Annotated in this window: 20 protein-coding genes, 1 tRNA gene and 1 pseudogene; 14 read left to right on the top strand and 8 right to left on the bottom strand. The window is 65.5% G+C overall.

The features are described from left to right. Positions 1-52 precede the first annotated feature (52 nt). Positions 53-1435, top strand: coding sequence for a lipopolysaccharide biosynthesis protein (locus B2W55_RS28760; protein ID WP_063830179.1), 1383 nt, complete (start codon positions 53-55; stop codon positions 1433-1435). Here the strand turns inward: B2W55_RS28760 and B2W55_RS28755 are convergent. From B2W55_RS28755 to B2W55_RS28745, 3 genes are all read right to left on the bottom strand, one after another. Next, positions 1358-2356, bottom strand: coding sequence for a glycosyltransferase family 2 protein (locus B2W55_RS28755; RefSeq protein ID WP_024578823.1), 999 nt, complete (start codon positions 2354-2356; stop codon positions 1358-1360). The two genes, B2W55_RS28760 and B2W55_RS28755, sit on opposite strands and share 78 nt — an antisense overlap. 13 nt (positions 2357-2369) lie before the next feature. After that, positions 2370-3443 (bottom strand): GNAT family N-acetyltransferase, encoded by a 1074-nt coding sequence (locus B2W55_RS28750; protein ID WP_100555137.1) that lies wholly within the window; start codon positions 3441-3443, stop codon positions 2370-2372. A gap of 496 nt (positions 3444-3939) precedes the next feature. Continuing rightward, complete coding sequence (locus B2W55_RS28745) at positions 3940-4314, bottom strand: hypothetical protein (protein ID WP_024578821.1); 375 nt, start codon at positions 4312-4314, stop codon at positions 3940-3942. 274 nt (positions 4315-4588) lie between these two features. On the opposite strand from B2W55_RS28745, the gene B2W55_RS28740 reads away from it, so the two are divergent. Then, positions 4589-6619, top strand: a complete 2031-nt coding sequence (locus B2W55_RS28740; RefSeq protein ID WP_024578820.1) for a YgiQ family radical SAM protein — start codon at positions 4589-4591, stop codon at positions 6617-6619. A gap of 80 nt (positions 6620-6699) precedes the next feature. On the opposite strand, the gene B2W55_RS28735 is transcribed toward B2W55_RS28740, so the two are convergent. Together B2W55_RS28735 and B2W55_RS28730 are read right to left on the bottom strand one after the other, a co-directional pair. Further along, a tRNA-Arg gene (locus tag B2W55_RS28735) sits at positions 6700-6776 on the bottom strand. Between the two features lie 142 nt (positions 6777-6918). Beyond that, positions 6919-8397 carry a sensor histidine kinase gene (locus B2W55_RS28730; RefSeq protein ID WP_024578819.1) on the bottom strand — a complete coding sequence of 493 codons (1479 nt, stop codon included), beginning with the start codon at positions 8395-8397 and terminating at the stop codon, positions 6919-6921. Positions 8398-8761: 364 nt separating this feature from the next. Between B2W55_RS28730 and rpmH the strand changes: the two genes are divergently transcribed. The 10 genes and pseudogenes from rpmH to dapE all read left to right on the top strand — a co-directional run bounded on the left by rpmH (position 8762) and on the right by dapE (position 16883). Continuing rightward, positions 8762-8896 (top strand): 50S ribosomal protein L34, encoded by a 135-nt coding sequence (rpmH, locus tag B2W55_RS28725; protein ID WP_008542748.1) that lies wholly within the window; start codon positions 8762-8764, stop codon positions 8894-8896. Between the two features lie 32 nt (positions 8897-8928). Next, positions 8929-9339 (top strand): ribonuclease P protein component, encoded by a 411-nt coding sequence (rnpA, locus tag B2W55_RS28720; RefSeq protein WP_024578818.1) that lies wholly within the window; start codon positions 8929-8931, stop codon positions 9337-9339. A 3-nt stretch (positions 9340-9342) separates the two neighbouring features. Further along, positions 9343-11247: a membrane protein insertase YidC gene (gene yidC, locus B2W55_RS28715; RefSeq protein ID WP_024578817.1), complete on the top strand. Its 1905-nt coding sequence runs from the start codon at positions 9343-9345 to the stop codon at positions 11245-11247. A 127-nt stretch (positions 11248-11374) separates the two neighbouring features. After that, a complete protein-coding gene (gene yihA / locus B2W55_RS28710; protein ID WP_024578816.1) occupies positions 11375-12028 on the top strand; it encodes a ribosome biogenesis GTP-binding protein YihA/YsxC in 654 nt (217 codons plus the stop codon). After that, complete coding sequence (locus tag B2W55_RS28705; protein WP_024578815.1) at positions 12025-12396, top strand: DUF423 domain-containing protein; 372 nt, start codon at positions 12025-12027, stop codon at positions 12394-12396. Before yihA ends, B2W55_RS28705 begins: the two co-directional genes overlap by 4 nt. 214 nt (positions 12397-12610) lie before the next feature. Beyond that, entirely contained in the window at positions 12611-13504 is an 894-nt protein-coding gene (gene argB / locus B2W55_RS28700; protein WP_021079576.1) for an acetylglutamate kinase, read from the top strand. Positions 13505-13563: 59 nt separating this feature from the next. After that, positions 13564-14550, top strand: a complete 987-nt coding sequence (locus B2W55_RS28695; protein ID WP_024578814.1) for a DUF1036 domain-containing protein — start codon at positions 13564-13566, stop codon at positions 14548-14550. Between the two features lie 187 nt (positions 14551-14737). Next, the gene (locus tag B2W55_RS28690) at positions 14738-15430 is read left to right on the top strand and encodes a pyrimidine 5'-nucleotidase (RefSeq protein ID WP_024578813.1); all 693 of its coding nucleotides are present in this window, start codon (positions 14738-14740) and stop codon (positions 15428-15430) included. Positions 15431-15433: 3 nt separating this feature from the next. Further along, a pseudogene (locus tag B2W55_RS28685) lies at positions 15434-15664 on the top strand (2,3,4,5-tetrahydropyridine-2,6-dicarboxylate N-succinyltransferase); the annotation flags it as partial. Positions 15665-15728: 64 nt separating this feature from the next. Beyond that, on the top strand, positions 15729-16883 hold the full coding sequence (gene dapE / locus B2W55_RS28680) for a succinyl-diaminopimelate desuccinylase (RefSeq protein WP_024578811.1): 1155 nt from the start codon (positions 15729-15731) through the stop codon (positions 16881-16883). Between the two features lie 198 nt (positions 16884-17081). Here the strand turns inward: dapE and truA are convergent, their stop codons facing one another. The 3 genes from truA to def form a co-directional block, all read right to left on the bottom strand. Beyond that, positions 17082-17819: a tRNA pseudouridine(38-40) synthase TruA gene (truA, locus tag B2W55_RS28675; RefSeq protein WP_024578810.1), complete on the bottom strand. Its 738-nt coding sequence runs from the start codon at positions 17817-17819 to the stop codon at positions 17082-17084. Beyond that, positions 17819-18754 (bottom strand): methionyl-tRNA formyltransferase, encoded by a 936-nt coding sequence (gene fmt, locus B2W55_RS28670; protein ID WP_024578809.1) that lies wholly within the window; start codon positions 18752-18754, stop codon positions 17819-17821. Before fmt ends, truA begins: the two co-directional genes overlap by 1 nt. A 76-nt stretch (positions 18755-18830) precedes the next feature. Then, complete coding sequence (gene def, locus B2W55_RS28665) at positions 18831-19358, bottom strand: peptide deformylase (protein WP_024578808.1); 528 nt, start codon at positions 19356-19358, stop codon at positions 18831-18833. Positions 19359-19528: 170 nt separating this feature from the next. Between def and B2W55_RS28660 the strand changes: the two genes are divergently transcribed. Together B2W55_RS28660 and B2W55_RS28655 are read left to right on the top strand one after the other, a co-directional pair. Continuing rightward, complete coding sequence (locus tag B2W55_RS28660) at positions 19529-20749, top strand: DNA recombination protein RmuC (RefSeq protein ID WP_024578807.1); 1221 nt, start codon at positions 19529-19531, stop codon at positions 20747-20749. A gap of 92 nt (positions 20750-20841) precedes the next feature. Then, positions 20842-21141, top strand: coding sequence for a GIY-YIG nuclease family protein (locus B2W55_RS28655; protein ID WP_024578806.1), 300 nt, complete (start codon positions 20842-20844; stop codon positions 21139-21141). Positions 21142-21259: the final 118 nt, after the last annotated feature.

Below are 21259 nucleotides of genomic sequence, written 5' to 3'. Positions count from 1 at the left end.
GGCCTGATAGAGTGTCGATGGGGATCGACCGCCAACCAGAGGCCGTGGATCATTGCTGCGTTTCAGTGCCATCAGCCGAACGATCTCGACGGCCGCGCCGATGATGGTCAGCTATCTGCTGTCGAGCGGATCGCTGGCTGCGGCGAGCCTCGCCCAGCTCGTGACCTTTGCGATTCTGGCGCGCGCACTCGGGCCGGCCGAGTTCGGCCTGTTCGTGCAGATTTCGGCGGTGACCGCGATCGCGGTTCAGATCTGCGGTCTCGGCGCCTCCGACTGCCTGCTGCGCAGGGTCGCGCGTGAGCCGGCGAGTTATCCCGATCTGCTCGGCCACAATATTCTGCTGATCGGACTTACCGGCGCGGTGCTCGTGCTCGGCGGCATCGCGGCGATGGTGTCGTGGACCAGCATGGGCGCCGGCCCCTCGGTCGCGATCTCGACCATCGCCTTGCTGTTCGTCGGCAATGTCGTGCTGGTCCGGTTGATCCTGCTTGTCGAGACCGTGTTCCTCGGCCTCGGACAGGTCCGCTCGGCAAACCGCTCGGTGGTCGGCTTCGCGATCGCGCGCACCGCCACGGCGGCGCTTGCCTGCATCGTGTTTCACGTCTCGAGCCTGGCGGAATGGGCGGTGTGGCAGTTTTGCGGACACCTGCTCTATGCGCTGCTCGGACTGCTGTGGCTGCTGCCGCTTGGCCGACCACGATTCAGGATCCTGCGCGAGGAGCTGCGCTCGGGCATCCTGTTCAGCTCCCAGTTCGTCGTGCGCGCGATCCGGTCCAACGTCGACCTGTTCGTGATCGGCCTGTTCACGCCGATCGAGACCGTCGGCAGCTACGGCGTGGCCCGGCGCATCATGGACAGCAGCTATCTGTCGATCGACGCCTTCAACCGGCTGATCTATCCGCGCTTCGCGCGCGCCAGCCGCGACGGCCTGCACCTGGCATTGCCCGCGGCGAAACACGCGCTGGCCGCGGCCCTCGGCCTCGGTCTTGCGACGTTCCTGATCCTGTTCGCGCTGGCACCCGAACTGCCGCGGCTGTTCGGCCGCGAGTACCACGACCTCGCATTCTTCGTGCGCTGTCTTTCCGGCACGATCATCCTGATCGGCGCCTGGGCGGTGGCGATGGATTTGCTGGGGGCGTCGGGACGGCAAGGCACACGCGCCTTGATCATGAACAGCACCAACCTGCTCGGCAGCGGCCTCATCGCCGCGGCGACATGGCTTGACGCGCCGATCGGGACCTTCGTCGCGCTCTACGTGATCGAGGGATCGCTCGTGATCACCGCGTGGCTGGCTCTGCTGCGGCTCGCACGCCGCAGCCGTCAGGATGCGGACGAGGCCGGCATCCCCGCCACGGTGTCAGGGATTGTCCCGGACGACGCGGCTGTCGATCCAGGCCGCCGGAGCCTGCCGGCTGTGGAAGAAGCCGAGCGGTAGCGCCGCGGCGTGGAACAGCCACGCCACGACCGCATAGAGCCCGAGCGTCAGGCTGCGCTGGCGCACACTCATCAGGCCGATGACGCCGGCAATCATCGCCGCATCGATCGCAAGCCCCAATCCAGGCGGCGAAGTCAGGAACGGCAGCACGACCATCGCGGCCAGCCACAGATAGACCGCGCCCCACAGCTTCAGCTCGGGCAGTTCCTGAACCAGCTGCTTCCACTGCGGCTTGCCGAACGCGGCGCGCAGCAGCTCGCCGATGCCGCGCAGATAGCCCGACTTCCAGCGCCGGACGAGCAGCGCATAGGCGTTGACCGCATGCCCGAAATGCCGGACGAAGCTGCGGTCGAGGCGGTGCAGCGTCCAGCCGCGCGCCCGCAGCCGGACGCCGAGATCGAACTCCTCGTAGCCGTGCAGATTGCGGTCCGACAGATAGCCGACCTGCTCGATCGCCGCGCGCCGGTAGAGACCGCCGCCATTCATGCGGTCGATTTCCCCGATCCGGTTCTCCGGCGAGACCCTGCGGCCGCGCCGGACATATTCGAGACTGGTGTCGTTCATCTCGACGACGTGTCCGGTGACGCCCGCTGCGCCCGGATTGTTCGCGAGCCAGGCGAGTGCGTCGGGCAGGAAGCCGGGATCCAGCAGCATGTCGCCGTCCATCAGACAGATGAACGGCTCGCGGCTGTACTGGAAGCCGAGTTGCGGGCCGATGCCGCAGCTCGGTGCGATCGCAGGCTCGAGCTGCACGATTCGGACGGGATATTTGGCCGCGATGGCGAGCGTCTGGTCGCGCGAACCGCCGTCGGCCACGATGGCCTCGCCGCCGATGCCCTCCAGCGCAGCCAGCACGCTCTCGAGCGCAGGCCCGATCCGTGCCTCCTCGTTGAGCGCCTTGAGAATGACCGACACTGCCATCGCGTGATCCGCCTCAGCCAAAATCGCACATCAGTCGGCTCCAGTCCTCGCCGGCGAGGCCGCCGAGATAGATGTCGCCACGCGCAACGGCGTCACTCACCTCGGCAATCCGCGTCACCGCAACGGCAAACGCCCGGTGCCGGAAGACGAGCCAGCGCTGCAATGCGAGCCCCGCCATCAGCGCGGGCTGCGCACGGCCGCGCGCTTCGACGTGGCCGGTGCTTTCGAGATGGCGGAACATCGCGTCCAGCACGGTGATCTCCTGGCCCTGGAGCGCCAGGATGTTGAGGACATGCGCGGTTCGCCCCGGCGCCGCATAGTAGACGAAGGCGCCGATCACGGCGCCGGCGCGGTCCTCGATCGAGCGGATGGTGAAGGCGCCGAGCTTGGTGTTGCGCGCCGCGAGCGCGACCAGCCAGCCAAGCTCCTCCTCCGACCACAGCGGCCGGACCGCATGATGGGCGATCAGCCGCGGCGCATGCGCGAGAAACGCGGGGACGGACATCTCCACCACGTTGGTGCCGTCGGCCTGCACGGCGGCGTCGCCACCGCGCATCCGGCTCAGCAACGCATCGATCGGACGAACCAGCGTGGCGAAGCCCGGATCGTTTCGGCGCAAGAACCGCAGCGAAAAGCGTCCGGCGAGCGCGCCCAACGGGCGAAAGCTGCGCGACCATTCGAGGTTCTGCACCGGAATGGGCTTGCCGCCGATCGCCAGCAAATGATTGGCACTGGTCGGCGAGGCGCTGTCGCAGAAGGAGAAGTCGGCGCGTTTCGGCCGCAGCGCAAGGATAAGCTGCGCCGCGCCGGCAGCCTCCTTGTTGGCGTCGGTCATGAAGACGCCGAGCAACCGTCCGGGCACGACATCGCCGCAAGCGACGAACTGCATGGGAACGGTGAGCAGCGCGCTGCGGATCCGCCCGTCCTGCTGTTGATAGACATGCGTGCCGGCCGGCGCACTGTAGCACGGAGAGCCAAGGGTGAGCGCGCGCAGGTATTCCTCGAGATCCGGGCTCGCCTCCTTGTCGACATTCCTGAATACCTTGAGGAAGAGGCGCGCAACCGCCGGCACATCGGCATCCGCCATCGGGCGGACAGCGCCCTTGCGCGGAGGCTGCGCATCAATCTGCGTTTGCGGCCCGCGTTGCAACATCTAGCGCACGGAAATTGGCGGACGCGCCTGCGCGTCACGCGGATGGCTAGCCTGGCAAGCGGTATGCGACGTTGAGTTCAGCATGGTCAGCCACTTGATCTCTGTCCAATCGCCACGGCGTCGCGAGACGCCAATATCAATGATTTTCATGTATCGACGAGCTTGTCCCCTCATGTCGCACCGCGCGCTACGCCGGGGCCGCCGTCGCAGTCACGTCAAGCCAATCGAGAGTCTCAAGTCCGATGCGCGCCTGGACGCCCGTCGTCGCGGCAACCCTCCAACTTCACGCGCGAGCCGTCAAGAAATTCAACTTATGGAGGTTAATGCGCGCGCCCGACGCCGCCCGGCAACAGCTGGATGACGGCGTGAATCGCTGCGCGTTGCTCGCTCGCCGCGGCGGACCGTGGCCATTCGCGCGCGCTGTCACGTGCTACTTTGGACCGACAGTTCCGGTTGCCTTCAGCCGCGCCGACTGCACCCAACCCGAGACGTCATTGCCGGTCCGTGGATTGACGTACATCACCGACGACCAGCCATCATTGGTTTGCGCATAGGCAACGAGCTCGTCATTCGGAATGACGAACACGCCGCCGACCGGACAGTGCAGGTTCGGCGCCGAATAGAATTGCAGCCGTCCGGTGCCCGTCACCACATGGGCGAGCGGCGGCGACAGCATCAGGGCGCGCGTAGTGCCCGTCTGCGGCTCCTTGCAGCTCGACGGCGTCTGCGCGTGCACGGTCGCACCGAGCACACCAAGGATCAGCCCGCTAACGACGATGCAGGCAAGCATAGACTTGTCCGACATTCTCACTCTCCCGGCCGCACTGATGGCGATCACCCGGTGTTTGTCGTCGGACATGGCGAGCAGGTTCTCCTGCTGCGACAGGGCCTGCATGCTCGAGCGCCTCTTCGAAGGAATGGCGCGCCAGTTATCTCTTATGTCACTGAGATATTGGTGTGATTTGCCGGCCACCCGCTTTGGCCAAATCCGGAACTCGCAGCAATTGCAACCCGCGATCAAGCCCGGCCGCATGCTGATTGGTTGAATTCGCGGCGCCACAGTCTTATGCGTGGTGTTCATGAGCACCCTTGCCAACACTGCAATGTCCCTGACGTCATGGCCACGCCATCAGGCACGCCCCGACAGGCCGGCGCCGTTCCTGCCGATGAACCGCGCCGAGATGACCGCGCTCGGCTGGGACCAATGCGATATCGTGCTGGTGACGGGCGATGCCTATGTCGACCATCCGAGCTTCGGCATGGCGATCATCGGTCGATTGCTGGAAGCGCAGGGCTTCAGGGTCGGCATCATCGCGCAGCCCGACTGGCATTCGGCCGAGCCGTTCAAGGCGCTGGGCAAGCCGCGCGTGTTCTTCGGCGTCACCGGCGGCAACATGGATTCGATGGTCAACCGCTACACCGCGGACCGTCGGCTGCGCCACGACGACGCCTACACGCCGGACGGCGAAGGCGGCCGCCGGCCGGACCGTTGCACCATCGTCTATGCGCAGCGCTGCCGTGAAGCGTTCAAGGACGTACCGATCGTGCTCGGCGGCATCGAGGCGTCGCTGCGCCGCATCGCGCATTACGACTATTGGTCCGACAAGGTGCGCCGCTCGGTGCTGGCGGACGCCAAGGCGGACCTTCTGCTCTACGGCAACGCCGAACGTGCCGTCGTCGAGGTGGCACACCGGCTCGCCAACGGCGAAGCGCCGCGCGATCTCGACTCGATCAGGGGCGTCGCGCTGTTCCGCCGCGTGCCCGAGGATTACGCCGAGCTGCATGCCGACGATCTCGACTCCGCCGACGAGGGCGCCGCGCGCCAGCCCGGCAACGTCGTGATCCGCCTGCCGGGCTGCGAGCAGGTCGAGCAGGACCGCGAGGCCTATGCCCGCGCCTCGCGCGTGTTGCACCGGGAGAGCAATCCCGGCAATGCGCGGCCGCTGGTGCAGCGTCACGGTGACCGCGACCTCTGGCTCAATCCGCCGCCGATCCCGCTGTCGACCGCCGAGATGGACTCGGTCTACGACCTGCCCTACGCGCGCGCGCCGCATCCCTCCTACAAGGACGCCAAGATTCCGGCCTGGGAGATGATCCGCTTCTCGGTGACGATCATGCGCGGCTGCTTCGGCGGCTGCACCTTCTGCTCGATCACCGAGCACGAGGGCCGCATCATCCAGAACCGCTCGGAGGGCTCGATCCTGCGCGAGATCGAGCGCATCCGCGACAAGACGCCGGGCTTCACCGGCGTGATCTCCGACATCGGCGGGCCGACCGCCAACATGTACCGGATGGCCTGCAAGGATCCGAAGGTCGAGGCGGCATGCCGGCGGCCGTCCTGCGTCTTCCCCGAGATCTGCCCGAACCTCAACACGTCGCATGACGACCTGATCCGGCTCTATCGCAAGGTACGCGAGGTGAAGGGCGTCAAGCGGGTGATGGTGGCGTCCGGCGTGCGCTACGATCTCGCGGTGGAAAGCCCCGCATACATCAAGGAGCTCGTCACCCATCACGTCGGCGGCTACCTGAAGATCGCGCCCGAACACACCGAGCGCGGCCCGCTCGACAAGATGATGAAGCCGGGCATCGGCGCCTATAATCGCTTCAAGAAAATGTTCGATGCCGCGGCCGAGCAGGCTGGCAAGAAATATTACCTGATCCCGTATTTCATCGCCGCGCATCCGGGCACGACCGACGAGGACATGATGAACCTCGCGCTGTGGCTCAAGAAGAACCGCTACCGCGCCGACCAGGTGCAGACCTTCCTGCCCTCGCCGATGGCGACCGCCACCGCGATGTACCACACCGGCGTCAACCCGCTGCGCGGCGTACGCCGCGGCGGCAGCGACAAGGTCGAGGCGATCAAGGGCTTGCGGCAGCGCCGGCTGCACAAGGCGTTCCTGCGCTATCACGACCCGGACAACTGGCCGGTGCTGCGCGAGGCACTCATCCAGATGGGACGCCGCGACCTGATCGGCTCGCGCCCCGACCAACTCGTGCCGGCCCACCAGCCGCCCGGCACCGGCAAGGCCGCCGGCACACGACGGCCGCTGCGCCCCGGCGACAAGGCGCAGCGCTTCACCACCAAGGGCCTGCGGATGGGCAAATAGGCCGGCCAAGCGGCGGCCCGAATCCAGATCCGGCCACGCTCGGCCGAAATCTGCTGTGATTTTCAAATTGGCGCCGGAAATGGCGCGCCCGGAACGATTCGAACGTCCGACCCTCAGATTCGTAGTCTGATGCTCTATCCAGCTGAGCTACGGGCGCATTTTCGCGGCAGGGCCTAAAGCCCGCGTGGCTCCGAGAGGCTCGGAGCGTCACGAAAGAGCGCTCTAGCTACAGGCTCCCGGTCCGGTTGGCAAGGTCTGGAAGCAGCCAATTTCGGCCCCCGGTGGAACACCGGGACACCTCAGGCCCGGGCCCGCTCGCTGCGGATCGACAGCAATTCGACCGGGCGATCCGGGATCGAGATCCGGAACGTGGCGCCGATGGTGCCCTCGACCAGGTGGATATGGCCGCCATGGGCACGGATCAGCTCGGCGGCGATCGCCAGCCCCAGCCCGCTGCCGCCGGGGCGACCGGAGGTCTGGAACGCCTCGAACAGATGCTCGCGCGCCTTGGCCGGCACGCCGGGGCCGGTGTCGGAGACCTCGATGATCGCAACCGTCCCCTCGCGGCGGCCGGTGATGCGGATCTGCTGGGCACCGCCATCGCTGTCCTGCCGGGTCTCCAGCGCCTGGGTCGCATTGCGCACCAGGTTGAGCAGCACGCGGAACAGCTGGTCCGGATCGGCATCGATGGTGAGGCCGCGCTCGATCGCGCTGATCCAGGTGATCGAGACGTCGGTCGCAAGCCCGGCGGATTCCCGCACCTCGGCGACCGCGGGCTCCACCATGATCACGCGGCGATCGGGCGCCGCCTCCTGCGCGCGGCCATAGGACAAGGTCGACTGGCAGAACGCGATGGCGCGCTCCAGCGAGCGCAGCAATTTCGGCGCAAAGCGCTGCACCCGCGGGTCGGGCACGCTGGCCAGCTGGTCCGACAGCAATTGCGAGGACGCCAGCAGATTGCGCAGATCGTGGTTGATCTTGGAGACGGCGAGCCCGAGCGCGGCCAGCCGGCTCTTCTGATGCAGCATCGAAACCAGGTCGCGCTGCATGTCCGACAATTCGCGCTCGGCCACGCCGATCTCGTCGCCACGCTGGCTGGGCACGATGATTCGCGCCGAACTCTCCGGATTCTCGTGGAAGCCGATCAGGCTCGCGGTCAGCCGCCGCATCGGACGGACGAACAGGTAATGCAGCGCCAGATAGACCAGGCCGGCGGTCAGGCCGGCGATCAGGAGGGCGACCACCAGCACGTTGCGGGAGAAGCGGTACATCGCCTGTCGCAACGGCTTTTCGTCGATCACGACCTCGATGAACTGCGCCTGGCCCGGCGCCGCCCCGACCACGCGGATGGTCTGGTCGCCATGCTCCAGCATGATCTCGAAGGCATCGACGATCGCCGACCACACCGTCATGGTGCGCATGTCGACGTCATGATCGATCGCGGCCGGCAGGTCGGCGCTGGCGAGCAGACGACGCTGCTGTCCCAGCTTGATGGCGACCGCACGGGCGCCGATGCTGGTCAGGATCTGCCGCGCCAGCGAATCCGGCACCATTCCGGAGGGGGCGGCATCCAGCACCAGCGCCGCGGTATTGGCGGCGGCCAGGCGGTCATTGAGCCGATTCATCCGGAAGTTGGCGATCGCCGGCACGTAGATCAGGAGCCCGGCGATCATGACCAGGGGAATCGTCAGCAGCAACAGCTTGCCCGACAGCCCGAGCCGAAGGGTCGGCTTGGGCCGCTGCTGCTGCGCGGTCGCCTGATCGTCAATTAGAGCCACAAGATAAGGCCTTGTTTGGCTTAGGGGTCGGAAGATGCGGCCCGGCCCCCAAACCGGTCAAATTACGGATCGCTAATGTCGGCGGTTCCCCGAACGCCCCCAAAGCGCCCCTCACCGTCAAAAACCCCGCGAAATCAGTTGTATTCGCCCCAATTGCGACGTTTCAAAGAAGACTCTTTGCGACGCCCTGTGACATTGACGAAAACAGGGCGCTCCCTTATAAGCCGCGCCAACTGTCCGCGATGGCTCGGTCCTTGACCGGGGGCGGCTCTTTGGGGCCGTGAACGGCTCGTTTGGGCCCGCCAGCATCACCGGACTCCATCTCAATACAACGGCAAATTGCCCGGTCAGCGGAGAATTACCCGTGAAGCGGACTTATCAACCCAGCAAACTGGTGCGCAAGCGCCGTCACGGCTTCCGCGCCCGTCTCGCCACGGCCGGCGGCCGCAAGGTTCTCGCCGCGCGTCGTGCGCGTGGCCGCAAGCGCCTGAGCGCCTGAGCCCGGACGTCTCCTCTCCGGAGATACCCATTATGGATCGGCTGAGGCAGCGGGCGGATTTCCTCGCCGTTGCCAATGGCGCACGGGCGAATACCGCAGCCTTTGTGCTACAGGGCCGTGGGCGCGACGATCAGGGCCCGATCCGCGTCGGCTATACCGTCACCAAGAAGAATGGCACCGCGACCGAGCGCAACCGCATCCGCCGCCGGCTTCGCGAAGTGATGAAACAGGTCGAGGCCGTATCCATGCGGCCGCACCATGATTATGTGCTAGTCGGCCGCCGTGACGCGCTGACCCGCGACTTTGCGACCATGATTGACGACCTGCGGTCGGCGCTGCGCCGCCTCGACCGGCCTGCGCCCAAGACGGGTACCAACAAGACACGTACCGACAAGACGGGTAACAAGAGCGCGCCCCATCCGAATGGAATGACGAGACCCTAAGAGATGTCCGACAACCGCAATACGATCCTTGCCGTCATTCTGTCCGGCCTCGTCCTGATCGCCTGGCAATATTTCTACAACGTGCCGCAGATGGAGAAGCAGCGCGAGGCGCAGAAGCAGGCTGAGCTGCTGAAGCCGTCGCCGCAGGCAACGCCGGGTGCCACGCCTGGCGCAGTTCCTGGCGCCGCTCCGGGAAGCTCGGCGACTCCCTCTCCGATCCCGGGAGCGCCTGCTGCCGACGCTCCGGTGGCAAGCCGTGAAGCCGTGCTCGAGGCCGGCCCGCGCATCAAGATCGAGACCCCGCGCGTGATCGGCAGCATCGCGCTGAAGGGCGCCCGGATCGACGACATCTCGTTGGTCCAGTTCCGCGAGACGGTCGATCCCAAATCGCCGGCCGTCGTGCTGCTGTCGCCGTCGGGCACCGCCGAGCCTTATTATGCCGAGTTCCTCTGGCTGACCGCCAACGGCTCGTCGGTGAAGACCCCGAACGCCGACACCATCTGGCAGCAGGAAGGCTCGAACAGCCTGTCGCCGAGCAGCCCGGTGGTCCTGAAATACGACAACGGCCAGGGGCTGACCTTCACGCGCACCATCTCGATCGACGATCGCTACCTGTTCAGCATCAAGGACGAGGTCAACAATCTCGGCAGTGCGCCGGTGACGCTGTATCCGTTCGCCCTGATCTCGCGCGGCGGCAAGCCGCCGGTCTCGGGCTACGCGATCCTGCATGAAGGTCCGATCGGCTATCTCGGCGAACAGGGCTTGCAGGAATACAGCTACAAGAACCTCGACGAGGCCAAGACCCCGACCGGCGGCAATTCGCGCGGCATCGTGTTCTCGAAGGTCACCGACGGCTGGCTCGGCATCACCGACAAATACTGGGCCACCGCGCTGCTGCCGGAAACCAACGCGACGCTCGACAGCGCCCGCTTCACCACCGGCGACAAGCGTTACCAGGCCGACTACATGCTCGGTGCGCAGACCATTCCGATCGGCGGCACCGGCGTCGCCAATGCGCGGCTGTTCGCCGGCGCGAAGGAAGCCGCGACCGTCGGCCTCAACTTCCCGCTGGTCGGCTTCGGCGGCTACAACAAGCAGCTCGGCCTCAACCATTTCGATCTCCTGATCGACTGGGGCCATTTCTACTTCATCACCAAGCCGATGTTCCTGGCGCTCGACTGGTTCTATCGCCTGGTCGGCAATTTCGGCATCGCGATCCTGTTGGTGACCGTGATCGTCAAGCTGCTGTTCTTCCCGCTCGCCAACAAGTCCTACGCCTCGATGGCCAAGATGAAGTCGGTGCAGCCGCAGCTTGCCGCGCTGAAGGAACGCTATCCTGACGACCGCGTGAAGCAGCAGCAGGAGATGATGGAGATCTACAAGAAGGAGAAGATCAACCCGATCGCCGGTTGTCTTCCCGTCGCCTTGCAGATCCCGGTGTTCTTCTCGCTCTACAAGGTGCTGTTCATCACCATCGAAATGCGGCACGCGCCGTTCTTCGGCTGGATCAAGGACCTCTCCGCGCCGGACCCGACCAACCTGTTCACGCTGTTCGGGCTGATCCCGTTCGATCCGATCGCGCTGCTCGGACCGCATTTCGGCGCCTATCTGGTGATGGGCATCTGGCCGATCATCATGGGCATCACGATGTGGGTGCAGATGAAGCTCAACCCGGCGCCGCCGGACCCGACCCAGAAGATGATCTTCGACTGGATGCCGCTGATCTTCACCTTCATGCTGGCGGGCTTCCCGGCGGGTCTCGTGATCTACTGGGCCTGGAACAACACGCTGTCGGTGCTTCAGCAGAGCTTCATCATGCGCAAGAATGGCGTGAAGGTGGAATTGTTCGACAATCTGAAGTCGACGTTTCAAAAAAAAAGCGTGACTGAGACAAAAAAGGCAACCTAGCTTTCGGCAGCCTCGCCCTATCAATGCTTGATGCCCGGCCTTGTGCCGGGCATCAACGTATTGGAGGGTAGCAGGACATTGACCTGACGGTCGGATCTGTCCCGGCCAAGACGAACTGGACTCTTCGATGACCACCGAACCCGATGCGGAGCTGATCGAGCAGGGCCGAAAACTGTTCGCCGGCGACTGGCGCTTCATCTGGGCCTCGCCCTCGATCGAAACGCTGCCGCCGATGGCCGGCCTCGAGGTCGCCTTTGCCGGCCGCTCCAATGTCGGCAAGTCGAGCCTGATCAACGCGCTGACCGGCCGCAGTGCGCTCGCACGCACTTCGCATACGCCGGGCCGCACCCAGGAACTGATCTTCTTCGAGGGCCCGGAGAACGCGGGCTTCCGCCTGGTCGACATGCCGGGCTACGGCTACGCCTCGGCGCCGAAGACCAAGGTGGCGTCGTGGACGGCGCTGATCCACAAATTCCTGCTCGGGCGCGCGACGCTGGCGCGGGTCTATGTGCTGATCGACGCCCGCCACGGCATCAAGGATGTCGATCTCGATGTGCTGAAGACGCTGGACAAATCCGCGGTCAGCTATCAGGTGGTGCTGACCAAGGCCGACCAGGTTAAGCCCGGTGAACTCAAGACCGTCACCGCCGACACCATTGCCAAGCTCGCAAAGCATCCCGCTGCGTTCCCCGAAGTGCTGGTGACTTCGTCGCGTACTGGCGATGGCATGCCGGAGCTGCGCGCCGCCATGGTGCGCCTGATCGAGGAGCGGCGCCGATGACCGGGATATTCCGTCCCCTGATCGGCCTGGCCGCCCTCATGGGCGCCTGCGGCGTGATGCTGGCGGCGGCCGCGGCCCATCTGCCGGACGCCACGCGGCTGGCGGCAGCATCCTCGATGCTTCTGTTCCATGCATCCGCCGCTATCGCGACCGTTGCGGTGGCCGACCGTGCGATCATCCATGCCAGACTCGGCGTTACGGCGGCGGGCGGCTTCGTCATCGCCGCGTCATTGTTCGCCGGCGACCTCGCACTGCGCCAATATGCCGGCCATGGCCTGTTTCCGATGGCCGCACCGACCGGCGGAACGCTGCTGATCTTGAGCTGGCTGGTGCTGGCGGTCGCGGCAATCTGGCCGAAGGGTTCATAACGGCCATTCTTCCTTCTCCCCTTGTGGGAGAAGGTAGCGTGGGCGCAGTGCACGCCGGATGAGAGGTTTCTATCCGCGGAGACAGACCCCTCACCCCGCTTCGCTGCGCGAAGCGACCCTCTCCCACAAGGGGAGAGGGTCAAGACGCTTTGCGCCCTGCCCAGCAATCAGATAGAACCGCGCCCGTCCCTCCGCTGACGATGAGACCAGCCCCATGACCGACCAGCACATCAGCCCGCTCGATCAGGCCCGCATCCTGTCCGAGGCGCTGCCGCACATGCAGGAATATGACGAGGAAACCATCGTCATCAAATATGGCGGCCATGCCATGGGCGCCGAGGACACCGCCAAGGCATTCGCGCGCGACATCGTGCTGCTGGAGCAGACCGCGATCAATCCGGTGGTGGTGCATGGCGGCGGCCCGCAGATCGCGACCATGCTGAAGCGCCTCGGCATCCAGTCCGAATTCGCCGCCGGCCTGCGCATCACCGACGCAGCAACCATCGAAATCGTCGAGATGGTGCTGGCGGGCTCGGTCAACAAGCAGATCGTCGGCTACATCAACGAGGCCGGCGGCCGCGCCGTGGGCCTCTCCGGCAAGGACGGCAACATGGTGAAGGCGTCGAAGACGACGCGCACCATGGTCGACCCGGATTCCCACATCGAGAAGGCGGTTGATCTCGGCTTCGTCGGCGATCCCGAAAAGGTCGACCTCACGCTGCTCAACCAGCTGATCGGCTATGAGCTGATTCCGGTGCTGGCGCCGCTCGCGACCTCGAAGGACGGCCAGACTCTCAACATCAACGCCGACACCTTCGCCGGCGCAATCGCGGGCGCGCTGAAGGCCAAGCGCCTGCTGCTGCTGACCGACGTGCCCGGCGTGCTCGACAAGTCCAAGAAGCTGATTCCGGACCTGTCGATCAAGGAGGCACGCAAGCTGATCGCCGACGGTACGATTTCCGGCGGCATGATCCCGAAGGTCGAGACCTGCATCTACGCGCTCGAACAGGGCGTGCAGGGCGTCGTCATCATCGACGGCAAGACGCAGCACGCGGTGCTGCTCGAGCTCTTCACCAACCAGGGCACCGGCACGCTGATCCATAAGTAATGGCAGGCGCGGGACACACGGCGAGGCGCCCTCGCCGGTCACCGGCGGCGCGGCTCGCAATGTCGCTGCCGGCCGCGCTGGTGTCGTTCCTGTTCTCGTCGGCGCCGGCCCATGCCGACCTCAAGCTCTGCAACCGCATGAGCTACGTGATCGAGGCCGCGATCGGCATCGACGACAAGGCCGCGACCGCGACCCGCGGCTGGTTCCGGATCGATCCGGCAACCTGCCGCGTGGTGGTGCAGGGCGCACTGACCGCCGACCGCGTGCTGCTCAACGCGCGTGCGCTCGGCGTCTATGGCGCCTCGCCGATTCCGCAGAACGGCACCGACACGCTGTGCGTCGCGCAGGACAATTTCGTGATCGCCGCCGCGCGCCAGTGTCGCTCCGGCCAGACGCCGGCGCAGTTCACCCAGATCACGCCGACCCAGACCGATGACGGCAACCTCGTCGCCTATCTCGCCGAAGACAGCGAATATGACGACGAGCAGGCCCGGCTCGCCGCGATCCAGCGCCTGCTGGTGATCGCGGGCTATGACGCCGCGCCGATCGACGGCGTCGACGGGCCGAAGACACAGGCTGCGCTCGCCGCCTTCCTCAAGAGCCGGGGGCTCGCCAGCGACATCGTGCAGTCGCCGAATTTCTTCGCCACCATGATCGATGCCGTGCAGAAGCCGTCGCCATCGGGACTGACCTGGTGCAACGACACGCCGCACAGGGTGATGGCGGCGGTCGCGACCGACGACGGCAAGGTGGTGACCAGCCGCGGCTGGTATCGCATCGACCCCGGCACGTGCCTGCACCCCGACGTCACCGGCACGCCGAAGCAGATCTATTCCTTCGCCGAAGCGGTCGACAGCGACAACCGCGCCATCCGCATCAAGGATAAGCCGCTGAACTGGGGCGGCGCGGTGCAGCTATGCACCCGGGACAGCAAGTTCGAGGTCAACGAGCAGGGCGATTGCGCCACCCGCGGCCTCACCGCGCTCGGCTTCACCACCGTCGACATGACCAGCGGCGGCAAGACGCTGCGCTTCGCGATGCCGTGATGAAGATAACGGCGCCACATACATCACCGTCGTCTTGGCGAAAGCCAGGACCCATAACCACAAGACTGCGTTTGGCGAAGAACGACGGGCATCGCGCCTTATTGATGGATTCCGCGGTATGGGTCCTGGCTTGCGCCAGGACGACGCCGGAGAGCATGGCGACGTTCGCGCTGAACGTTGGAGGGACATAATGAAAACTCCGCGCAACTTCTCCGATGTCGAGACCTGGGTGTTCGATCTCGACAACACGCTGTACCCGCACCATGTCAATCTGTGGCAGCAGGTCGACGCGCGGATCGGCGAATTCGTCAGCAACTGGCTGAACATCTCGCCCGAGGAGGCACGGCGGCTACAGAAGGACTATTACCTGCGCTACGGCACCACGATGCGCGGCATGATGACCGAGCATGGCGTGCAGGCCGACGACTATCTCGCCTATGTGCACAAGATCGACCACTCGCCGCTCGAGCCGAATCCGGCGATGGGAGCCGCGATCGAAAAGCTGCCCGGGCGCAAATTGATTCTGACCAACGGCTCGGTCGACCATGTCGATGCGGTGCTGGGCCGGCTCGGCATCGGCAACCATTTCGACGGCGTGTTCGACATCATCGCCGCCGATCTCGAACCGAAGCCGGCGCCGCAGACCTACCAGAAATTCCTCAGGCTGCACGACGTCGATCCGGCGAAAGCCGCGATGTTCGAGGACCTCGCGCGCAACCTGGTGGTGCCACATGAACTCGGCATGACCACCGTGCTGGTGGTGCCCGACGGCAGCCGGGAGGTGGTACGCGAGACCTGGGAGCTCGAAGGCCGCGACGCTGCTCATGTCGATTATGTCACCGACGACCTCACCGGGTTCTTGCAGCGGCTGAAGCCCTGATCGCTGTCGATGGGCGTGTTCCTGGGCGCCTCGACCAAGATCGTCGATCGCGAGACCGGCGAGATCTTCGTCGGCGAAGTCCCGGAATATGCCGTCGTGGTGCCCGGCATGCTGCCGGCCAGGCCGCTGAAGAACGGCCAGCCGGGACCCGCTACCGCCTGCGCGGTGATCGTCAAGCGCGTCGACCAGCGCACCCGCGCCAAGACCAGCATCAACGAGCTGCTGCGGGACTGATCGGCGGCTGCGACACAGCGAACAAGGCTGGCCCATCCGCGCCGTGACGTGTTAAGCGGAACGCATGAGTGATGCTGTCTCGATTACCCGCGATCTGGTTCGCTGCCCGTCCGTCACCCCGGCCGATGCCGGCGCGCTTGGCGTTCTCGAAAATTTATTGAAAACCGCAGGCTTCGAGGTCCATCGCGTGACCTTCTCCGAGCCCGGCACCGCCGATGTCGACAATCTCTACGCCCGCATCGGCAACTCGGCGCCGCATATCACCTTTGCCGGGCATACCGACGTGGTGCCGCCCGGCGATGAAGCGGCGTGGACGCTCGGCGCATTCTCCGGCGAGGTCAAGGACGGCTATCTCTACGGCCGCGGCGCCGTCGACATGAAGGGCGGCATCGCCTGCAGCGTCGCCGCGGTGCTGCAATATCTCAGGGAGCACGACGGTCAACCAAAGGGCTCGATCTCCTTCCTGATCACCGGCGACGAGGAGGACGTCTCGATCAACGGCACCGTCAAGCTGCTGAAATGGTGCGCCGAGCGCGGCGAGAAATTCGACCATTGCGTGCTCGGCGAGCCGTCGAATGTCGAGGTGCTCGGCGACATGATCAAGATCGGCCGGCGCGGCTCGCAATCCGGTACGCTGGTCGTCGACGGCGTGCAGGGCCACGTCGCCTATCCGCACCGCGCCTCGAACCCGGTGCCTGACATCTCCAGGCTGATCGTGGCGCTGAGCGACGAGCCGCTCGATCACGGCAGCGCGCAATTCCAGGCCAGCAACCTCGAATTCACCACCGTCGATGTCGGCAACACCGCGGGCAACGTGATCCCCGGCCAGGCGCGGGCCAAATTCAACATCCGCTTCAACGACAATCATACGCAGGAGAGCCTGCGGCAGCTGGTCGACGAACGGCTGGCGAAGGCCTGCGGCAACCGCATCCGCGCCCACATCGACTGGATGCCCTCGAACTCGAACGTGTTCGTCACCAAGCCCGGCCCGTTCACCGACCTCGCGGTCGCCGCGATCGAGCAGATCACCGGCCGCAAGCCGGAGCTCTCCACCTCGGGCGGCACCTCGGATGCGCGCTTCATCTCGAGCTACTGCCCGGTGATCGAGTTCGGCCTGGTCGGCCAGACCATGCATCAGATCGACGAGCGCACGCCGGTCGCCGATCTGGAGCAGCTGACCAGGATCTATCGCGGCGTGCTGGAGCGGTATTTCGCGTGATCCGGCCGGCTGGCTGGACAAAAAGTCGAAAAACAACCCCATGCACAGTAGGCGTTGTGGTCACGAGCGATCTACCGATACCAGATGCGGTAGGTAGCCCGTAGGATGGGTAGAGCGTAGCGAAACCCATCGCTTCGAAGCCGCGGCGCACATGATGGGTTTCGCTGCGCTCTACCCATCCTACGCAGTCGACCTCGCCTAATAATCCACCCGCATCAGATAGAGCCCGTCGGGCGGGGCGACAGGGCCGCAGGCGGCGCGGTTGCGGGCGGCGAGCGCGGCGGCGAGATCGTCGGCGCGCCAGCGCCCCTCGCCGACCCAGACCAGCGACCCGACCATCGAGCGCACCTGGCTGTGCAGGAATGAGCGCGCCGACGTCACGATATTGATCGCATCGCCGTCGCGGGTGACGTCGAGCTGATCGAGCGTCTTCTCCGGCGATTTGGCCTGGCACTCGGTGTCGCGGAAGGTGGTGAAATCGTGCTTGCCGAGCAGGCGCTGCGCGGCGTCATGCATCGCATCAGCATCGAGCGCGCGCGGGACGCGCCAGACCCGGCCGACATCGAGCGCGAGGTTCGCGCGGGTGTTGGTGATGCGATAGAGATAATGCCGCTTGATCGCCGAGAACCGCGCCTCGAAATCGTCAGGCACGATATCGGCCGCGAGCACGGCGATCGGATCGGGCCGCAAATGCGCGTTCAGCCCGTCGCGAAAACGGCCCGGCGGGAAGTGCTTGACGATGTCGCAATGCGCGACCTGGCCGCGCGCATGCACGCCGGCGTCGGTGCGCCCCGCGCCATGCACACGCACGTCCTCGCCGCAGATCGCCTTGACCGCCGTCTCCAGTGCACCCTGCACGGTCGGCGCGGTGTCCTGGATCTGCCAGCCGGAGAACGGCGTGCCGTCATATTCGATGGTGAGCTTGTAGCGCGGCATCAGCTCAGCCGCGCAGGCGGCTTCAGCGGCGTGCCGCGCAGGAAGTCCGCCGCCTTCATCGGTCCCTTGCCGGCGCGTTGCAGCTCGAGAATCCGCACTGCGCCGTCGCCGCAGGCGATCGCAAGATTGTCGTCGAGCACGTCACCGGGCTGGCCCGAACCTTTCGCCAGCTCGCAGCGCAGGATCTTCAGCCGCACCGGCTCGCCCTCGCCGGCGAGCTCGCACCAGGCGCCGGGGAATGGCGACAGCCCGTGGATGTGCCGCAGCACCGCGTGCGCCGGCTGCGTCCAGTCGATCCGCGCCTCGGCCTTCTCGATCTTGGCCGCGTAGGTGACGCCATCCTCGCTCTGCCCGGTCAGCTGCAAGCCGCCACGCTGCAACGCGCCCATCGCCCGCACCATCAGATCGGCGCCGAGCGGCGCCAGCGCGTCGTGCAGGTCGGATGCCGTCATGCTGTCGGTGATCGGCAGCCGCTCGGCCATCGCGACGTCGCCGGTGTCGAGGCCGACATCCATCTTCATCACCATCACGCCGCTCTCGGCATCGCCGGCCATGATGGCGCGGTTGATCGGCGCGGCGCCGCGCCAGCGCGGCAGCAGCGAGGCGTGCAGATTGAAGCAGCCGAGCTTCGGCGCATCGAGAATGGCCTGCGGCAGGATCATGCCATAGGCCACGACGACGGCGGCATCGGCGTCGTGGGCGCGAAACGCTTCAAGCGCCTCCGCGGTCCTGAGCGTCTTCGGCGTCAGCACGGGAATTCCGAGCCGCCGCGCCTCCTGCTCGACCGGCGTCGGCTGCAATTGCAGGCCGCGCCGCCCGCCGGGCTTTGGCGCGCGGGTGTAGACCGCCACGACCTCATAGCCATGGGCGACCAGCTCCAGCAGCGTCGGCACCGCGAAATCAGGCGTGCCCATGAAGATCAGGCGAAGAGGCATGCGGTCAAGCTCGGAAGGAGTTGGAGGTCTCCGTCATGGCCGGGCTTGTCCCGGGCATGACGGCGAATGAGCGTTGCTACTCAGCCGCGCGCTTGGCGGCCTTCTCGAACTTCTTGAACACGCGGTCGCGCTTCAGCTTCGACAGATAGTCCACGAACAGCACGCCGTTGAGATGGTCGATCTCGTGCTGGATGCAGGTGGCGTAGAGCCCCTCGGCATCTTCCTCATGCAGCTTGCCGTCGAGGTCGATGAAGCGCAGCCGCACCCGCGCCGGGCGCTCGACCTCCTCGTAATATTCGGGGATCGACAGGCAGCCCTCTTCGTAGACCGACAGCTCTTCCGAATGCGAGATGATCTCCGGGTTGATGAACACCCGCGGCTGCGGCGTGGTCTCGCCGTTCTCGTCGCGCTTGGCGAGGTCCATGGTGATCAGCCGCAGCGGCTGCGCGACCTGGATCGCCGCCAGCCCGATGCCGGGCGCGTCATACATGGTCTCGAGCATGTCGTCGGCGAGCTTGCGGATCTCCGGCGTCACCTTCTCGATCGGTTTCGACACCAGCCGCAACTGCTTGTCCGGCAGGATGATGATTTCTCTTAAAGCCATGGCGGCGATTTAAGCCGGTGACCTCATGGGGTCAATGCGCCCCGGAACCCATTCAGACAACGTTAACCACGTTTCTTTACGCGAGCTTAACCAGGCCAATCAGGACATCATTTACCGCAAACGTTCCCTCTTCGTTCGTGCCCGGCCGCGAATCGGCTACAACTGGCGGCATGAACGAGATTCTGCTCACGATTGGCGACCTTCCGGTCCGCGTCTCCGACGCCCTGATCGGCCTTGGCGCGCTGGCGCTGATCCTGCTGTTTGCGATCGCCGTGGTGATCGCGCGCGGCAGCCGGCGCGGCGCGGAACTGGCGATGGCCCAGGCCATTCGCGCCGATGAGCTGGAGGAACGGCTCGCGGACATGCTGCGGGCGCAGAGCGAATCCTCCGGGCGGGTCGACGCCAAGGTCGACGCCTTCGCGCAGGCGCTGGCCGGCCGCCAGGCCGAGATGGCCCGCGCGGTCAACGAGCGGCTGGATTCGGTGACCCACCGGGTCGGCCAGTCGATGGAACAATCCACCCGCAACACGATGGATTCGCTGCGCGTGCTGCATGAGCGGCTCGGCATCATCGACCACGCCCACAAGAACCTCAACGAGCTCACCACCCAGGTCACGACCTTGCGCGACGTGCTCGCCAACAAGCAGTCGCGCGGCGCGTTCGGCCAGGCACGGATGGAAGCGATCGTCCAGGACGGCATGCCGAAGGGCTCGTTCGAGTTCCAGTACACGCTGACCACGGGCAAGCGGCCGGACTGCGTGGTGTTCCTGCCCGACCAACGCCCGCTCTGCATCGACGCCAAATTTCCGCTGGAGGCGATGACCGCGCTGCACGATGCACGCAGCGACGAGGAGCGCAAATTCGCCAGCCAGCGATTGCGCACCGACGTGCTCAAGCATGTCAGCGACATCGCGGAGAAATACCTGATCCCGGGCGAGACCCAGGACACCGCGCTGATGTTCGTGCCGTCGGAATCGGTCTATGCCGAAATCCATGACGGCTTCGACGACGTGATCCAGAAGGCCTATCGCGCCCGCGTCGTGCTGGTGTCGCCGTCGCTTTTGATGCTGGCGATCCAGGTGATGCAGCAGATCCTGAAGGACGCCCGCATCCGCGACGCCGCCGACCAGATCCGCAACGAGGTGATGCATCTCGGCGACGATCTCGGCCGCCTGCGCGATCGCGTGCTGAAGCTGCAAACCCATTTCGGACAGGTCAACGAGGACGTCAGGCAGATCCTGATCTCCGCCGACAAGATCGAGAAGCGCGCCGGCCGCATTGAGGAGCTCGATTTCAGCAAGTCCGAGACACCGATCGAGGTGCCGCGCTTCGTCAAAAGCGGCACACCCGAGCTGTTCCCTGCCCCGCGCAAGCTACAGGCGGGGGAGTGAGGGGCGCTTTAGAAGTCTGTTTGGCGCTCGCGCCACCCACTCGGTGTCATCGCCCGACTTGATCGGGCGATCCAGTATCCCAGAGGCCGCAATTGGGAACGCGCAGCTTCTACGTCTACATCCTTGCTAGCCGCATCGGCGGCACGCTCCACATCGGTGTGACAAATGACCTCATCCGAAGAGTCGGCGAGCACAAACTGAAATTGGTCGAAGGCTTCACCGGGAAGTACGGCGTCGTGAGGCTGGTTTATTTCGAAATATTCGATGATCCTGAGAATGCGATTCGCCGTGAGAAGAGGCTGAAGAAGTGGAATCGAGCGTGGAAGATCCGCTTGATCGAAGAAGGCAATCCAAATTGGGAAGACTTGTATCCAACGATCGCCAGTGGCTAGGTGTTGTCATGCCCCGCGAAGGCGGGGCATCCAGTACGCCGAGACGTCGGTTGCTGGGCGCTGCCGTCACGGAGTACTGGATCGTCCGCCTTCGCGGACGATGACCTCACGATGGGAT

Source organism: Bradyrhizobium sp. UBA2491 (assembly GCF_002341725.1).
In the GTDB taxonomy this organism is placed as follows: domain Bacteria; phylum Pseudomonadota; class Alphaproteobacteria; order Rhizobiales; family Xanthobacteraceae; genus Bradyrhizobium.
The sequence above is the reverse complement of the archived record's forward strand: the minus strand, read 5'-3'. Positions and strand labels throughout refer to the sequence as shown.

What these genes read in the sequence shown, in the direction of transcription:
- B2W55_RS28705 (WP_024578815.1), top strand. Translation starts at nt 12,025, where the DNA reads ATGACCGGGATATTCCGTCCCCTGATCGGCCTGGCCGCCCTCATGGGC.
- B2W55_RS28750 (WP_100555137.1), bottom strand. Translation starts at nt 3,443, where the DNA reads ATGGCGGATGCCGATGTGCCGGCGGTTGCGCGCCTCTTCCTCAAGGTA.
- fmt (WP_024578809.1), bottom strand. Translation starts at nt 18,754, where the DNA reads ATGCCTCTTCGCCTGATCTTCATGGGCACGCCTGATTTCGCGGTGCCG.
- B2W55_RS28695 (WP_024578814.1), top strand. Translation starts at nt 13,564, where the DNA reads ATGTCGCTGCCGGCCGCGCTGGTGTCGTTCCTGTTCTCGTCGGCGCCG.
- B2W55_RS28745 (WP_024578821.1), bottom strand. Translation starts at nt 4,314, where the DNA reads ATGTCGGACAAGTCTATGCTTGCCTGCATCGTCGTTAGCGGGCTGATC.
- B2W55_RS28740 (WP_024578820.1), top strand. Translation starts at nt 4,589, where the DNA reads ATGAGCACCCTTGCCAACACTGCAATGTCCCTGACGTCATGGCCACGC.
- argB (WP_021079576.1), top strand. Translation starts at nt 12,611, where the DNA reads ATGACCGACCAGCACATCAGCCCGCTCGATCAGGCCCGCATCCTGTCC.
- B2W55_RS28755 (WP_024578823.1), bottom strand. Translation starts at nt 2,356, where the DNA reads ATGGCAGTGTCGGTCATTCTCAAGGCGCTCAACGAGGAGGCACGGATC.
- truA (WP_024578810.1), bottom strand. Translation starts at nt 17,819, where the DNA reads ATGCCGCGCTACAAGCTCACCATCGAATATGACGGCACGCCGTTCTCC.
- def (WP_024578808.1), bottom strand. Translation starts at nt 19,358, where the DNA reads ATGGCTTTAAGAGAAATCATCATCCTGCCGGACAAGCAGTTGCGGCTG.
- B2W55_RS28660 (WP_024578807.1), top strand. Translation starts at nt 19,529, where the DNA reads ATGAACGAGATTCTGCTCACGATTGGCGACCTTCCGGTCCGCGTCTCC.
- dapE (WP_024578811.1), top strand. Translation starts at nt 15,729, where the DNA reads ATGAGTGATGCTGTCTCGATTACCCGCGATCTGGTTCGCTGCCCGTCC.
- yidC (WP_024578817.1), top strand. Translation starts at nt 9,343, where the DNA reads ATGTCCGACAACCGCAATACGATCCTTGCCGTCATTCTGTCCGGCCTC.
- rnpA (WP_024578818.1), top strand. Translation starts at nt 8,929, where the DNA reads ATGGATCGGCTGAGGCAGCGGGCGGATTTCCTCGCCGTTGCCAATGGC.
- yihA (WP_024578816.1), top strand. Translation starts at nt 11,375, where the DNA reads ATGACCACCGAACCCGATGCGGAGCTGATCGAGCAGGGCCGAAAACTG.